This is a genomic window from Neorhizobium galegae, assembly GCF_021391675.1.
Classification (GTDB): domain Bacteria; phylum Pseudomonadota; class Alphaproteobacteria; order Rhizobiales; family Rhizobiaceae; genus Neorhizobium; species Neorhizobium galegae_B.
In genome coordinates this window covers 1,316,485-1,329,892 of record NZ_CP090095.1, presented here as the reverse complement: position 1 = coordinate 1,329,892, position 13,408 = coordinate 1,316,485, and the positions used below count along the sequence as shown (strand labels likewise).

Below are 13,408 nucleotides of genomic sequence, written 5' to 3'. Positions count from 1 at the left end.
AATCCGGAGTGATCTGCTTGGGGCCTCGCTCTGGATCGAACTCCGCGACAGGCACGAGCCTCACATATTCGGATAGACCGGGCCTTCGCCGCCCTGCGGGGGGACCCAGTTGATGTTCTGGTTGGGGTCCTTGATGTCGCAGGTCTTGCAGTGGACGCAGTTCTGGGCGTTGATGACGTAGACCTGCTCGCCGTCCTTCTCCACCCATTCGTAGACGCCGGCCGGACAGTAGCGCGTCGAGGGACCGCCATAGACGTCCAGTTCAGAGCGCTTCTGCAGGTCCATGTCCCTCACCTGCAGATGGACCGGCTGGTCTTCCTCGTGATTGGTGTTCGACAGGAAGACGGAGGACAGGCGGTCGAAGGTCAAGACGCCATCCGGCTTCGGGTAGTCGATCTTCTTGTGCCGGGCCGCCGGTTCCAGCGAGGCTGCGTCGGTGTTGCCGTGTTTCAGCGTGCCGAAGATCGACAGGCCGAACAGCTGGTTGGTCCACATGTCGAGGCCGCCGAGTGCGATGCCAAGGCCGGTGCCGAGCTTCGACCAGAGCGGCTTGACGTTGCGCACCCGCTTCAGGTCCGTGCCGATCGGCGTCGAGCGCCATTCGGTCTCGATCTCGGTCACTTCGTCATTGGCACGGCCGGCCTCGATCGCTCTCGCGATGTTATCGGCGGCGAGAATGCCGGACAGGACGGCGTTGTGGCTGCCCTTGATGCGCGGCACATTAACGAGGCCGGCGGAACAGCCGATCAGCGCGCCGCCCGGGAAGGTCAGTTTCGGCACCGACTGGTATCCGCCCTCGGTGATGGCGCGCGCGCCATAGGAGAGGCGTTTTGCTCCCTCGAACGTCCCCCGGATCGCGTCATGCGTCTTGAAGCGCTGGAACTCCTCGAAGGGATAGAGATACGGGTTCTTGTAGTTCAAGTGCACCACGAATCCGACGGCGACCAGATTGTCCTCCAGGTGATAGAGGAAGGAACCACCGCCGGTCTTCATGCCGAGCGGCCAGCCGAACGAGTGCTGCACCAGGCCCGGTCGATGGTTTTCCGGCTTCACCTGCCAGAGTTCCTTGAGGCCGATGCCGTATTTCTGAGGCTCGCGATCCTTCTGCAGGTCGAACCGCAGGATCAGCTGCTTGGCGAGCGATCCGCGCACGCCCTCGCCGATCAGCGTGTATTTGCCGATCAGTTCCATGCCGCGGGTAAAGGCCGGGCCGGGTTCGCCATTGCGCTCGACACCCATGTCGCCGGTCGCCACGCCCTTGACCGCGCCGTTCTCGTCGTAGAGCACCTCGGTGGCGGCAAAGCCCGGATAGATCTCAACGCCCAAGGCTTCGGCCTTTTCGGCGAGCCAGCGACAGACGTTGCCGAGCGAGACGATATAGTTGCCGTGATTGTTCATCAGCGGCGGCATCATGAAGTTCGGCAGGCGGATCGAGCCGGCCGGCCCCAAGAACAGGAAGTGGTCGGCGGTGACCGGCTGCTTGAAGGGATGGCCCGCCTCCTCGCGCCAGCCGGGCAGCAGCGCGTCTATGCCCACCGGATCCACCACCGCGCCGGAGAGAATATGCGCGCCAACTTCCGAACCCTTTTCGAGCACCACCACGGTCAGGTCCGGATTGACCTGTTTCAGGCGGATCGCGGCCGAAAGCCCCGCAGGACCCGCGCCGACGATCACCACGTCGAATTCCATGCTCTCGCGCTCTGGCAATTCGTGGGCAGGAAGTTCTTGCTCGCTCATATCCAACTCCGCTCGCCGGCCCCTTCCGGCTTTATTCAGGCAACCTGTTTGACAAAACCGCCCCGGCTTGTCGAGGCGGGAAAACGTCCTCCGCCTTGTCATTCGCGCAAATGGCGTTTCGGTTTTCTCATATTACGTTTACGTACACGTCAGTTATAGGCACCGAACTGCAGAAAGCAAGATCGCCCTTTCGCAGCCTTCTGTCGCTGCTATAAAGGCCCGACAACCGATCACAGGAATTGGGGAAGGAACAGAATCATGGATCTCGGTCTCAACGGCAAACGCGCTCTCGTGCTCGCCTCGTCGCGCGGGCTTGGCCTCGGCATCGCCAAGGCGCTGGCGAGCGAAGGCGCCCATGTTCTCCTCGTCGGCCGCTCCGGCGAGCGACTGGCGGACAATTGCAAGGCGATCAATGCCGAAGGCAAGGGAAAGGCCGACTGGGTCTGGGGCGATCTGTCCGAAGAGAATTTCGTCGAGGCGATGAAGACCGCCGTCAAGGAAAAGCTCGGCGGCATCGACATCCTGGTCAACAATACCGGCGGCCCGACGCCGGGCACGGCAGAAGACATGAGCGCCGACAAGCTCGACATCTTCTTCCAGTCCATGGTGCTGCGCGTCATCACGCTCACCAACGCCCTCCTGCCGCAGATGAAGGAACAGGGTTTCGGCCGCATCCTGACCGTCGCCTCCTCCGGCGTCTTCGAGCCGATCGCCAATCTGGCGCTTTCCAACACGCTGCGCTCGGCGCTGGTCGGCTGGAACAAGACGATCGCCACCGAAGTGGCGGGTTTCGGCATTACCTGCAACATGCTGCTTCCCGGCCGCATCCATACCGACCGTATCGACGAACTCGACGGTGCCAATGCCAAGCGCACCGGCAAGTCGGTGGAGGAAATCCGCTCCGCCTCGCTGAAGACCATTCCCGCCGGTCGGCTCGGCAAGGTCGAGGAATTCGCAGCCGCCGGCGCCTTCCTCTGCTCGGTTCCGGCAAGCTACGTCACCGGCACGATGCTGCGGGTCGACGGCGGCGCGTCGCGCTCGATCTGAGGTTTGCGAAAGCGGGTTAAACCCAGGTCCCTAAACATTGAATCGAATTGAGGTGCCGCTGTTGGCGGTATCTCAATTCGCCTGAGTTAAGAGGCAAGCCGGCCCCCCAAAATTAAAGGATCGCCGGCATGATCGAAAGTGTTTCGGGGGCGACCGAGGCTACCCCGCCCAGTGTACCCTCCGCCGTGCCTCACGCCGCGGCGCCCTCCACTGCCTCCTCGGCAGCCTCGATCTCGGCGACGCTTGCGGCCGGACAGGTCGCGACCTATGCAGGCACCTGGGAAGCTGCGACCCGGCACGCAGCCGAGACCTCGGCGATCTCCGGCCGTCCCGGCATGATGCATGCGCGAAGCCTTGAGGCCGTGGACGATGTGGTGGTCCGCAACCTGCTCGACAGCCTGTCTCCATCGAGCCGCATCGCCGGCAGTTTCTTCCTGGCCGACGGCGAGGAACCGGCACCGCGATCGCTGATCGCCACCTATTACGAAGACGTCTGACCGGACACGTTTCCCGACGATCCGACATCACGCAAATTCGTCTCGCGGCAGACGCCGCGCACGCCTATGATCTCCGTCCCTACCTCGGAGTTCTTCCATGACATTCCTTCGACTTGCACTTACGGTGATCGGCGTCCTGATGGTCGTCATCGGCCTCATCTGGATCGGCCAGGGCACCGGCGCCTTCCCCTATCCCGCCAGCAGTTTCATGATCAACCAGACGCCCTGGATCATCAGGGGCGCCGGTGTCGCGATCGTCGGCATTGCGGTCATCTGGGGTGCCCGGCGGTTTCTCCGCTAGCTCTGGTGGGCGCGCGCACCTTGCGCAGCCAAAGGGCGAGAAAGATTAACTCCAGTTCATCTAAGCCCTTCATTACAAACCTTTAATCCGTCTTCACCGGTTAGTGAGCCGGTGGGGTAAAACCTGTCTTTTTTGCGCCGCAATAGAGGCGGTTCGATGGAGTGATACCATTGGCGCAACCATAGGCGAGCGGTTACCTCATGAAGAAGATCTGGATTTTTGCTGGCGTTCTTGTCGCTGCCGGCGTAGCGGGCTGGGAGTTCCGCGATCGGCTTCCCTTTCTTTCGTCCTTCATCCAGCAGGCATCCGCCGATACCGGCGATAGCCAGCCGCAGGGCGCGCAACGCCGGCGCGGCGCAGGCGGCTCGCCACCGGCGGTCAAGACGGTCGCCGCCACCCGCACCGCCCTGCCAATGGACGTCACCGCCTCCGGTGCAGCCAATGCGGACGAGAACACGACAATCGCCGCCCAGCAGCCGGGCATCGTCGTCAGCATCGCGGCGACCGACGGCGCCTTCGTCAAGAGCGGCGACCTGATCGCCAAGCTCGACGACCGCACGGCCAAGGCCGCGCTCGACAAGGACAAGGCGTTTCTCGTTCGCGACCAGGCGACACTGACCCAGGCCCAGACGGCCCTTTCCCGCGCCGATGACCTGCTGCACGGCAATGCCGGCACGCAGCAGACCGTCGATCAGGCGAAGGCCGCCCAGGATACCGCCGCCGCCACGGTGCAGAGCGACAATGCGGCGATTGCCTCCGATCAGATTGAGATCGACCATACGGATATCCGCGCACCCTTCGACGGAAGGCTTGGCGACATAGACATCAGCACCGGTGCCTATCTCAGCGCCGGCTCGGCGGTGGTGACGATCGCCAAATACGATCCGATCTACGTGAAATTCCATCTTCCCGAGGCCTATCTCGGCCAGCTCAAGCAGGGTTCGGCAGCGAATGCGGTTGCGGTCGATGCCGTGCCGCAGGGCGGTGGCACTTCGGCCAAGGGGACCTTGAGCTTCTTCGACAATTCCGTCGATCCGGCTTCGGGCACGATCCTCGCCAAGGCAAAGTTCGACAATCCGTCCGGCACGCTCTGGCCGGGACAATCGCTAAATGTCACCGTGCATTTCCAGAGCGACGACAAGGACATCGTGGTGCCGACGGTGGCGGTCAATCCGGGCGTCGACAGCCCGTTCGTCTACGCGGTCGGCGACGACAGGCGAGTGCATGTGACACCGGTTGCGGTGGCGCGTTCCAACGGTCCGAACACTGCGATTGCCAGCGGGCTGACCGAAGGCGCGCATGTGGTGGTCGAAGGCCAGGTACAGCTCGTCGATGGCGCCACCGTCGTCGAGCAGTTCGGCAACGGCCAGAAGACGGCTGACGCCAAGGGCAATGATCAGCCAATCGAAGTGGGGGCAGCGCAATGATCCCGCAATTCTGCATCCGTCGCCCGGTCGCCACCACGCTGCTCGCCATCGGTGCCGTGCTCGCCGGTCTTGCCGGCTACCAGCTGCTGCCGGTCGCTGCCCTGCCGCAGGTCGATTTTCCGACCATCAACGTCTCCGCGCAGCTCACCGGCGCCTCGCCGCAGACCATGGCGACGGCGGTCTCGACCCCGCTCATCAAGCAGTTCGAGACCATCCCCGGCATCAGCGAGATCAGCGCCACCAACTCGCTCGGCAATACGTCGATCGTGCTGCAGTTCGACCTCAACCGCGATATCGACGCGGCGGCGGCCGACGTGCAGGCGGCGATCTCGCATGCGACCCGGCAATTGCCGGACAACATGACGACGCCGCCGAGCTACCGCAAGACCAACCCGGCCGATGCGCCGGTCCTGCTCCTGTCGATCCGCAGCGATACGATGCCGCGCAGCAAGATCGACGAGATCGCCGAGGACGTGCTCTCTCCTTCGCTTTCGACGCTTCCCGGCGTCGCGGAAGTCTCGATCTTCGGCGCCCAGACCTATGCGGTGCGCGTCGAGGTCGATCCCAACAAGCTGCAGGCCCGCAACCTCGGCGTCGACAACGTCACCAATGCCATCTCCACCGCCAACAGCCAGGCGCCGGTCGGCTCGCTCGAAAACAACAGCCAGCGGCTGACCATCAATGCCGATACCCAGCGCACCGATGCCGACCAGTTCCGCTCGCTGGTGATCGCCAGCCCGAACGGTGCGCCGGTGCATCTCGGCGATGTCGCCAACGTTCAGGACAGCGTCGCGAACCTCGACGCAGGCAGCTGGTATGACGGCAACCAGTCGATCATCCTCGCCATCCAGCGGCAGCCGGATGCCAATACGGTCGATGTCGTCGATTCGGTGCGCGCAAAACTGCCGGGACTGTCCGCCGAGCTGCCGGCCGCGGTGTCGATCAACGTCATGAACGATTCGTCGACGGCGATCCGCTCCTCGATATCGGACGTGCAGTTCACGCTGATGCTGACGATCGGCCTCGTCGTGCTGGTCATCTATCTCTTCCTCGGCCGGATCACCGCCACCCTCGTTCCAGGGCTTGCCGTGCCGCTGTCGCTGATCACCACGTTCGGCGCCATGTATGTGCTCGGCTACAGTATCGACAACATCTCGCTGCTCGGGCTGACGCTCTCGGTCGGGCTGGTGGTGGACGATGCGATCGTCATGCTGGAAAACATCATGCGGCATGTCGAGGACGGCATGGCGCCAATGCAGGCGGCGCTGCAAGGCGCCGGCGAAGTCAGCTCGACGATCATTTCCATGTCGGTGTCGCTGATTGCCGTGTTCATCCCCATCCTCTTGATGGGCGGGGTGGTCGGGCGGCTGTTCAACGAATTCGGCATGGTGGTGGCGCTCGCCATCGTCGCTTCGGCGGTCGTGTCGCTGACGGTGACGCCGATGCTCGGCTCGCGCCTGTCCGGCGCCGAACATCACCCCGGCCTGATGGTCCGCATCTTCGACGCCGGCTTCAACCGCACGCTCCGGGGTTATGACCGGGCGGTCGGCTGGTGCCTCAGGAACCGGGCGATCATCCTGCTCGTCTTCCTCGCCTCGGTCGGCGCCTCGGTCTATTTGTTCCGGACGCTGCCGACGAGCTTCTTCCCGCAGGAGGATATCGGCCGCCTGACGATCTCGACCCGCGCCCGCGAGGACATTTCCTATCCGGCGATGCGCGACCTGCAGGCGCAGGTGGCGGCTGCCGTGCAGAAAAACCCGGCGGTCAGCCACGTCACCTCGATCGTCGGCAGCAACGGCCGCAGCTCGCTCAACAACGGCACGATCTGGGTGGAGTTGAAGGACCGCGACCAGCGTCCGCCGCTCGACCAGACCCTGCGTGAATTGCGCCAGGCAACATCCAGGTTCGCCGGCATGAAGACCTTCATCACCCCGCAGCAGAGCCTGCGCTTCGGCGGTCGCGCGACGGCGAGCCAATACCAGCTCGTCGTGCAGGCGCTGAATGCCTCGCAGACCAGCGAGTGGTCGGACAAGATCCAGACCGCGATGCGGGCCGACCGGGCGCATTTCACCGACGTCACCTCCGACGCCCAGAACGACGCGATCGAAGCCAATATCAAGGTCGATCCGGAAAAGGCCGCCTCGTTCGGGATTACCGACGACGAGCTGCGCAAGACGCTGCAGATGGCGTTCGGTGGTTACACGGCGGCCGAAATCCAGTCGACCGGCGACAGTTATGACGTGATCACCGAGTTCGACAATACGCAACAGTGGAACGACCAGATGCTGCAGGGTGTCAGGGTGATGTCCTCGAACGGCTCGCTGGTGCCGCTCTCGAACTTTGCGACGGTCGTGCGCCAGACGGCGCCCGTCACTATCAACCAGACCGGCCAGCTGGTCTCGACGACCGTGTCGTTCAACCTGCCGGCGGGCGTTTCGCTCTCGGATGCGACGGCTGCGATCGATCAGATCAAGGCTACCCTGCAGATGCCGAACGACGTGTTCACCTCCTATGGCGGCACGGCGCAGATCTTTCAGCAGAGCCAGGGCAATACGCCGCTGCTGATCCTCGCCGCAGTGCTGACCATCTATGTGGTGCTTGGCGTGCTCTACGAGAGCTTCATCCACCCGCTGACCATCCTGTCGGGCCTGCCGGCGGCAGCCTTCGGGGCGCTGCTGGCGCTGAAACTGTTCGGCTTCGACCTGTCGATCATCGCGCTGATCGGGCTGTTAATGCTCATCGGCATCGTCAAGAAGAACGCGATCATGATGATCGACGTGGCGGTGGAGACGATGCGCTCGAAGGGCGAGACAGCGGCGGTGGCGATCCACGAGGCCTGCGTGCGGCGTTTCCGGCCGATCATGATGACGACCTTCTGCGCCCTGCTCGGCGCGCTGCCGATCGCACTCGGCACCGGCGCCTCTTCCGAGCTTCGCCAGCCGCTCGGTGTCGCTGTCGTCGGCGGTCTGATCGTTTCCCAGGCGCTGACGCTGTTCATCACGCCCGTCATCTTCGTGGAAATGGACCGGTTCGGCCGCTTCCTCAGCCGGCTTTGGACGAAGAAGGACAAAGACCCGCACGAGGCGAACGACGACGTGCCGACGCAGATTGCCGCTGAGTGAAGCTCCATTGCCCCGCCGTTCAACTCGGTGGAGGTGCTGCCCGTCCAGATCAGAGGTTGGTGACGTATCGGCCGCCTTCCCAGGTGAATACGGACTGACGCTGATATGGTTCGGTGTACCGGCCGCAGTGTATTTTCGCCGAAGCCAGCGCCGTGGGATCCGGGTGGGGGGCGGCGACCATGCCGGTGAAGCTGCAGGTCAGCTCGATCCCATACGTGCAGGTGTAGGAGCTTCCCGAACCGGCACACGAAAAAAGCTCGGCGCCCACGAGGCCTAGATTGACGGTGACCCCGTCATTCATGATCCGCCCGAAGATTTTGTTGATCTCGTCGGCAATCGCCGCGCCGTCTCGGCTTCTGCCATATCCGATGTTGCAACCGAAGCGTTCCCGGTTGAACTGGTGACCGCCGTCGTCGCAGCTATACTTCCTGGTGATCGCCACTTTCAACGCCTCGATCACCTCGTCGTCACGAGGCGGGCGCTTGCCTTCAAGGGCGGCCATCTGCTGGCGGCCCCTGTCGATTTCCGCGCTGTCGACGATCTTGTGCTTCTCCACCAGGGCGAAAACGTCTGCGCAGCTCAGATCGAAGAGACCGGCCTGGAAGTTTTCGTACCTCGCCTTCTTGATGGTCCGGTACATGCCGATCTGCTTGCCTGTCACGCATTCCTCGAATGCCGCCTTCCACATCCGGGCGAATTCCGGATCGGTGGTTTCCGTGCCGGAGCAGTTGACAAGTTCCTCTCCGATATTGCCGGCCGATCGCTTGCATGTGCTGAGGGCGGGCATCCCCAGCGGAACGCGCATGGCATCCAGATTTTCGCAGGTCTTGGGGCCTGTGGCGTCACGGCGCCAGGAAGCGGCGGCCTCCAGGGGAAACTTGCGTTCGATCATTCCGTGCGCGCGACTGACGAACTGCCTGCACGAGCTGACGCCTTTAAGGAAATCGCTTCCCGTACCGCCGCGGTCGTCGATGAACAGGATGCCGCCAAGGCACTCGGGCGTGCTGACCGGATCAAAGTTTCTGAAGGCGCTCTCGCAGGCTTCTCTCAATAGCTGGTTGGGAAGGCCTCGACCGAAGCGGGGCGTGTTCCGTGCCTCGACAATGCAGTCCATCCGCTTGCCGTAATCGGCGAGCGCCTGGCACGCCTTTTCCTTGTGCCTGCGCGGGTCGTCCTCCCCTCTCGCTATCCGTTCCAGGTCTTCCTTCGACGGCGGCTTTGTACGACTGAACTCGAACGAGCCGCAGTTCTGGATATCCCCGGTATATCGCTTGCCGTCCGGAGAGACCTGGCCGAGCAGCATCACCGGCTTGTAGCCATTGGGGTTTTGCCGCCAGCTCACCATCGCGAGCTCGATCAGACCGTCCTGCCTCAAGCTTGCTCTTACCGTGAAGACGGCGGCGGGTTTTCCCGTGCCGGGGAGAGTGAGGGAAACCACACCTTCGCGGATCTGTCCGCGTAGCTTGAGGGTCACCGTCGCCTCCAGCCGCTCCGATGCGCAGTCGTAGCGCCCGGCCCACTCCCCGAGGATGGCATTGGCATCGGGTTCCTGACTTTGGGCCGGCATCGCCAGCGCCAGACACACAAAGGCCGCCCAGAAGATGCGCCTCATGCTCACAATAAACTCCGAGGAAACGTGGATGGTGGATGGGCAGGCGTGCGCTAGGATAGGTTGCGCCTTCCCCACCGACAATTCGCCTGATGGAGCTAGGAATGTCGCGGACCGCCGCGTCGGCGACAAATACGGTTAGGGTAACGTTAATGAATAACCTGAATATCGAACTCCGTTTGCATTAGACACCTCTAAAGCTTCTTATAGGTGGTGCAGCGTAGTACTGCGTACGCGCTGTGGCGGTCGGGCTTGGGGGTCGCCCGGCCGCTTTCAGTTTCAGGTAAGGTGCCGGAAAATCAGAAACTTTCGGCCAGTTTCGGGAAATCGCGGATCAGCGAATCCCGTACCACGAAGCTGATCGGGTCGTTCGGATAGCGTTTGGTATCGACCAGCAGCCTTGCGAAGATGACGCGCCGCTCATCCTTCATCGCCCAGCCGACGAACCAGCCGAGTGGGCGGTCATAATCGACCTTGCCGGCCTTGTCGCGCAGCCAGCCGGAACCGGTCTTGCCCTGGATGTCCCAGCCGTCGCCCGCCTCGAAATGCGGCACGATCGCAAGCGTCATGTCGACCGCATGTTCGGAGATCGGCAGGCCGCCGTTGAGGAAACGGCGCAGGAACTGGACCTGCTGGTCGGCCGAAATCTTCAGCGAAGACATCAACCAGGATTCGGTCAGGCCGTCGGTATTGCCCGGGCCGCCGGAGACATCGCGGTTGCCGTAGCCGAAGCGCTGGATGTAGTCCGCGAATTTGGGCTTGCCGAGCTTGCGGGTGATTTCCTGCGAGTACCAGACGATCGATTCCTTTTCCCAGATCAGCGGATCGACATCCTTCTTCACCCGCTCCGGCCCCTTGAACTTCGCCTGGTATTTCCAGCGCGGGTTCTGGGCGTCGGTGAGGATGCCTGCATCGTAGCCCATCATGGCCAAAGGCAGTTTGAAGGTCGATTGGGGATAAAAGCCCTGATCACAGGTACCCTGGCGGTAGAGCGCATCGCCACTCTCCTCGTCGATGATGACGGTGCAGCGGATCGGATCGGCGGCGCCAGCGGAGGTGCAATCGAGAAAAGTCGTGGTAATTCCGAGAGAAAATGCCAGAAGAAAAGAGTTTCTGAAAGCCATCGCGGTGCTCCAATTGGGGTGACACGGCTTTTCTAGGTCGGCTTGCGAGCCCCAATCAAACGATGATATCTGCGGTCAGGCATGAATAAAATTAGGGCATGGCCATGGTTCGACCATATTTGCCGCTGAACGCGCTACGGGCCTTCGAGGCGGCCGCGCGGCATCTCTCCTTCACCCGCGCATCGATCGAGCTCTGCGTCACCCAGGCAGCCGTCAGCCATCAGGTGAAGCTGCTCGAACAGCGGCTCGGCGTGACGCTGTTCCGTCGCCTGCCGCGCGGGCTGATGATCACCGAGGAGGGTCTGGCGCTGCTGCCGGCGCTGCAGGACAGTTTCGACCGCATGGCCGCCATGCTGGAGCGCTTCGAAGACGGGCATGTGCGCGAGGTGCTGAAGCTCGGCGCGGTCGGAACGCTTGCGGTCGGCTGGCTGCTGCCGCGGCTCGCCGACTTCCGGGAGAAATACCCGTTCATCGATCTCAGGCTCTCGACCAACAACAATCGCGTCGACATCGCCGCCGAAGGGCTCGACTACACGATCAAGTTCGGCAACGGCGCCTGGCACGATATCGAGGCGGAGCCGCTATTCGAGGCGCCGCTTTCCGTCCTCTGCATTCCGCCGATCGCCCGCCAGCTCAAGACCCCGGAGGATGTCGCCCACCAGGTGCTGCTGCGTTCCTACCGCGCCGACGAATGGCCGAGCTGGTTCGAGGCGGCGCAAGTCGCCTCGCCGCAGATCCGCGGGCTGGTGTTCGACAGTTCCGTGCTGATGGTCGAAGCGGCGATGCAAGGCGCCGGCGTGGCGCTCGCCCCTCCCCTGATGTTCTCCCGCCAGCTTGCCGCCGGCATGATCGAACAGCCGTTTCCAATCTATATTTCCAAGGGCAGTTACTGGCTGACGCGGCTCAAGTCCCGCACCGTGACGCCGGCCATGGAAATGTTCAAGAACTGGCTCGCGGAACAGGCGACGGAGACGCGGCGGCAGCTGGAAATCTAGGGCTTCCGGGCTTGCCATCCCGGCGACCTTATGCGATCACGCGCCCTCTCAAAAATTCCGGGGCGCCAGCAGCGCCCTTTTCGCATTCGGAGCCTCATCGCTCCGGTTCAATGATCTTCCACGGATAAAAGGAGCACGGCGATGGCACGGGCGCTCGGGCTTGATTTCGGCACGACGAATACGGTTCTGGCACTGGCGGATGGCGGCAGTACCACGCATTCGATGCGCTTCACTAGCAGCGCCGGCGAGAGCGATTCGATGCGCACCGCGCTCTCCTTCATGAAGGATCCGGTGATGGGCGCGCAGGCGCTGAAGGTCGAGGCTGGACAGGCGGCAATCCGCCAGTTCATCGACAATCCCGGCGACTGTCGTTTCCTGCAGTCGATCAAGACGTTTGCGGCGAGCGCTCTCTTCCAGGGCACGCTGGTGTTTGCTCGCCGGCATGTCTTCGAAGACCTGATGGAAATCTTCCTGAAGCGCCTGAAGATCTATGCGGACGACAACTGGCCGACCGACGTGTCGCGGGTGATCGCCGGACGGCCGGTGCATTTTGCCGGTGCCAACCCGGATCCCAAGCTTGCGACCGAGCGCTACAACGAGGCGCTGACGCGGCTCGGCTTTCCGGAAATCCACTATGTCTACGAACCGGTCGCGGCCGCCTATTACTTCGCCCAGACGCTGAAGAGCGATGCGACCGTCCTCGTCGCCGACTTCGGCGGCGGCACGACCGACTATTCGCTGATCCGCTTCGAAACCAAGGCCGGCAAGCTGACCGCCACCCCGATCGGACATTCCGGCGTCGGCGTTGCGGGCGACCATTTCGACTACCGGATGATCGACAACCTGGTATCGCCGGAAATCGGCAAGGGCAGCAAGTTCAAGAGTTTCGACAAGGTGCTCGACGTGCCGGCCGGCTATTACGTCAATTTCGGCCGCTGGAACCAGCTGTCGATCTTCAAGACCACGCGCGAATTCGCCGACCTGAAATCGCTGGTGCGCTCGGCGCTGGAGCCGGAAAAGCTCGAACTGTTCGTCGATCTCGTCGACCACGACGAGGGTTACCCGCTCTACCAGGCGATTTCGGCGACCAAGATGGCGCTGTCGCATGCGGAGGAAGCGGAGTTCAGTTTCGCGCCGCTTGGGCGTGCCGGCCGCAAGATGGTGAAGCGCTCCGATTTCGAAGGCTGGATCGCCGAAGACCTCGGCCGCATCGAAGGCGCGCTGGACGAGGTGCTGGAAAAGACCGGCACCGCGCCCTCCGAAATCGACAAGGTGTTCCTGACCGGCGGCACCTCCTTCGTGCCGGCCGTGCGGAGCATCTTCACGCGGCGGTTCGATGCTGGCAAGATCGAGAGCGGCGGCGAACTGCTGTCGATCGCCCACGGCCTGGCGCTGATCGGCGAGAGCGACAATGTCGCGCAATGGGCGGCTTGAGGGCGCGCCCAGCCGATCTCCCCCCTTGTGGGGGAGATGCCCGGCAGGGCAGAGGGGGGTGTCGCGGCACACTCTTCGACAGTTGAATTCGCGGCGCCACCCCCTCTGTCACCTC

General features: G+C 63.0%; 10 protein-coding genes. 7 read left to right on the top strand and 3 right to left on the bottom strand.

The features are described 5' to 3' along the window. Positions 1 to 60 precede the first annotated feature (60 nt). Positions 61 to 1,737 (bottom strand): electron transfer flavoprotein-ubiquinone oxidoreductase, encoded by a 1,677-nt coding sequence (locus tag LZK81_RS06580; RefSeq protein WP_233955577.1) that lies wholly within the window; start codon positions 1,735 to 1,737, stop codon positions 61 to 63. 258 nt (positions 1,738 to 1,995) lie between these two features. Between LZK81_RS06580 and LZK81_RS06575 the strand changes: the two genes are divergently transcribed. The 5 genes from LZK81_RS06575 to LZK81_RS06555 all read left to right on the top strand — a co-directional run bounded on the left by LZK81_RS06575 (position 1,996) and on the right by LZK81_RS06555 (position 8,131). After that, positions 1,996 to 2,784, top strand: a complete 789-nt coding sequence (locus LZK81_RS06575; RefSeq protein WP_046628289.1) for an SDR family oxidoreductase — start codon at positions 1,996 to 1,998, stop codon at positions 2,782 to 2,784. A 128-nt stretch (positions 2,785 to 2,912) separates the two neighbouring features. Next, positions 2,913 to 3,281, top strand: a complete 369-nt coding sequence (locus LZK81_RS06570) for a hypothetical protein (protein WP_046607656.1) — start codon at positions 2,913 to 2,915, stop codon at positions 3,279 to 3,281. Positions 3,282 to 3,378: 97 nt separating this feature from the next. Beyond that, complete coding sequence (locus tag LZK81_RS06565) at positions 3,379 to 3,582, top strand: hypothetical protein (protein ID WP_046611635.1); 204 nt, start codon at positions 3,379 to 3,381, stop codon at positions 3,580 to 3,582. A gap of 200 nt (positions 3,583 to 3,782) precedes the next feature. Then, positions 3,783 to 5,009, top strand: coding sequence for an efflux RND transporter periplasmic adaptor subunit (locus LZK81_RS06560; RefSeq protein ID WP_233955576.1), 1,227 nt, complete (start codon positions 3,783 to 3,785; stop codon positions 5,007 to 5,009). Continuing rightward, the gene (locus LZK81_RS06555; protein ID WP_233955575.1) at positions 5,006 to 8,131 is read left to right on the top strand and encodes an efflux RND transporter permease subunit; all 3,126 of its coding nucleotides are present in this window, start codon (positions 5,006 to 5,008) and stop codon (positions 8,129 to 8,131) included. Before LZK81_RS06560 ends, LZK81_RS06555 begins: the two co-directional genes overlap by 4 nt. A gap of 49 nt (positions 8,132 to 8,180) precedes the next feature. On the opposite strand, the gene LZK81_RS06550 is transcribed toward LZK81_RS06555, so the two are convergent. Together LZK81_RS06550 and blaOXA are read right to left on the bottom strand one after the other, a co-directional pair. Beyond that, complete coding sequence (locus LZK81_RS06550; protein WP_233955574.1) at positions 8,181 to 9,743, bottom strand: hypothetical protein; 1,563 nt, start codon at positions 9,741 to 9,743, stop codon at positions 8,181 to 8,183. 296 nt (positions 9,744 to 10,039) lie between these two features. Then, positions 10,040 to 10,864: a class D beta-lactamase gene (gene blaOXA / locus LZK81_RS06545; protein WP_233955573.1), complete on the bottom strand. Its 825-nt coding sequence runs from the start codon at positions 10,862 to 10,864 to the stop codon at positions 10,040 to 10,042. Positions 10,865 to 10,968: 104 nt separating this feature from the next. Between blaOXA and LZK81_RS06540 the strand changes: the two genes are divergently transcribed. Together LZK81_RS06540 and LZK81_RS06535 are read left to right on the top strand one after the other, a co-directional pair. Continuing rightward, positions 10,969 to 11,859 carry a LysR family transcriptional regulator gene (locus LZK81_RS06540; protein ID WP_046607716.1) on the top strand — a complete coding sequence of 297 codons (891 nt, stop codon included), beginning with the start codon at positions 10,969 to 10,971 and terminating at the stop codon, positions 11,857 to 11,859. 141 nt (positions 11,860 to 12,000) lie between these two features. Beyond that, complete coding sequence (locus LZK81_RS06535) at positions 12,001 to 13,293, top strand: Hsp70 family protein (protein WP_233955572.1); 1,293 nt, start codon at positions 12,001 to 12,003, stop codon at positions 13,291 to 13,293. Positions 13,294 to 13,408 lie beyond the last annotated feature (115 nt).

What these genes read in the sequence shown, in the direction of transcription:
- LZK81_RS06580 (WP_233955577.1), bottom strand. Translation starts at nt 1,737, where the DNA reads ATGAGCGAGCAAGAACTTCCTGCCCACGAATTGCCAGAGCGCGAGAGC.
- LZK81_RS06575 (WP_046628289.1), top strand. Translation starts at nt 1,996, where the DNA reads ATGGATCTCGGTCTCAACGGCAAACGCGCTCTCGTGCTCGCCTCGTCG.
- LZK81_RS06570 (WP_046607656.1), top strand. Translation starts at nt 2,913, where the DNA reads ATGATCGAAAGTGTTTCGGGGGCGACCGAGGCTACCCCGCCCAGTGTA.
- LZK81_RS06565 (WP_046611635.1), top strand. Translation starts at nt 3,379, where the DNA reads ATGACATTCCTTCGACTTGCACTTACGGTGATCGGCGTCCTGATGGTC.
- LZK81_RS06560 (WP_233955576.1), top strand. Translation starts at nt 3,783, where the DNA reads ATGAAGAAGATCTGGATTTTTGCTGGCGTTCTTGTCGCTGCCGGCGTA.
- LZK81_RS06555 (WP_233955575.1), top strand. Translation starts at nt 5,006, where the DNA reads ATGATCCCGCAATTCTGCATCCGTCGCCCGGTCGCCACCACGCTGCTC.
- LZK81_RS06550 (WP_233955574.1), bottom strand. Translation starts at nt 9,743, where the DNA reads ATGAGGCGCATCTTCTGGGCGGCCTTTGTGTGTCTGGCGCTGGCGATG.
- blaOXA (WP_233955573.1), bottom strand. Translation starts at nt 10,864, where the DNA reads ATGGCTTTCAGAAACTCTTTTCTTCTGGCATTTTCTCTCGGAATTACC.
- LZK81_RS06540 (WP_046607716.1), top strand. Translation starts at nt 10,969, where the DNA reads ATGGTTCGACCATATTTGCCGCTGAACGCGCTACGGGCCTTCGAGGCG.
- LZK81_RS06535 (WP_233955572.1), top strand. Translation starts at nt 12,001, where the DNA reads ATGGCACGGGCGCTCGGGCTTGATTTCGGCACGACGAATACGGTTCTG.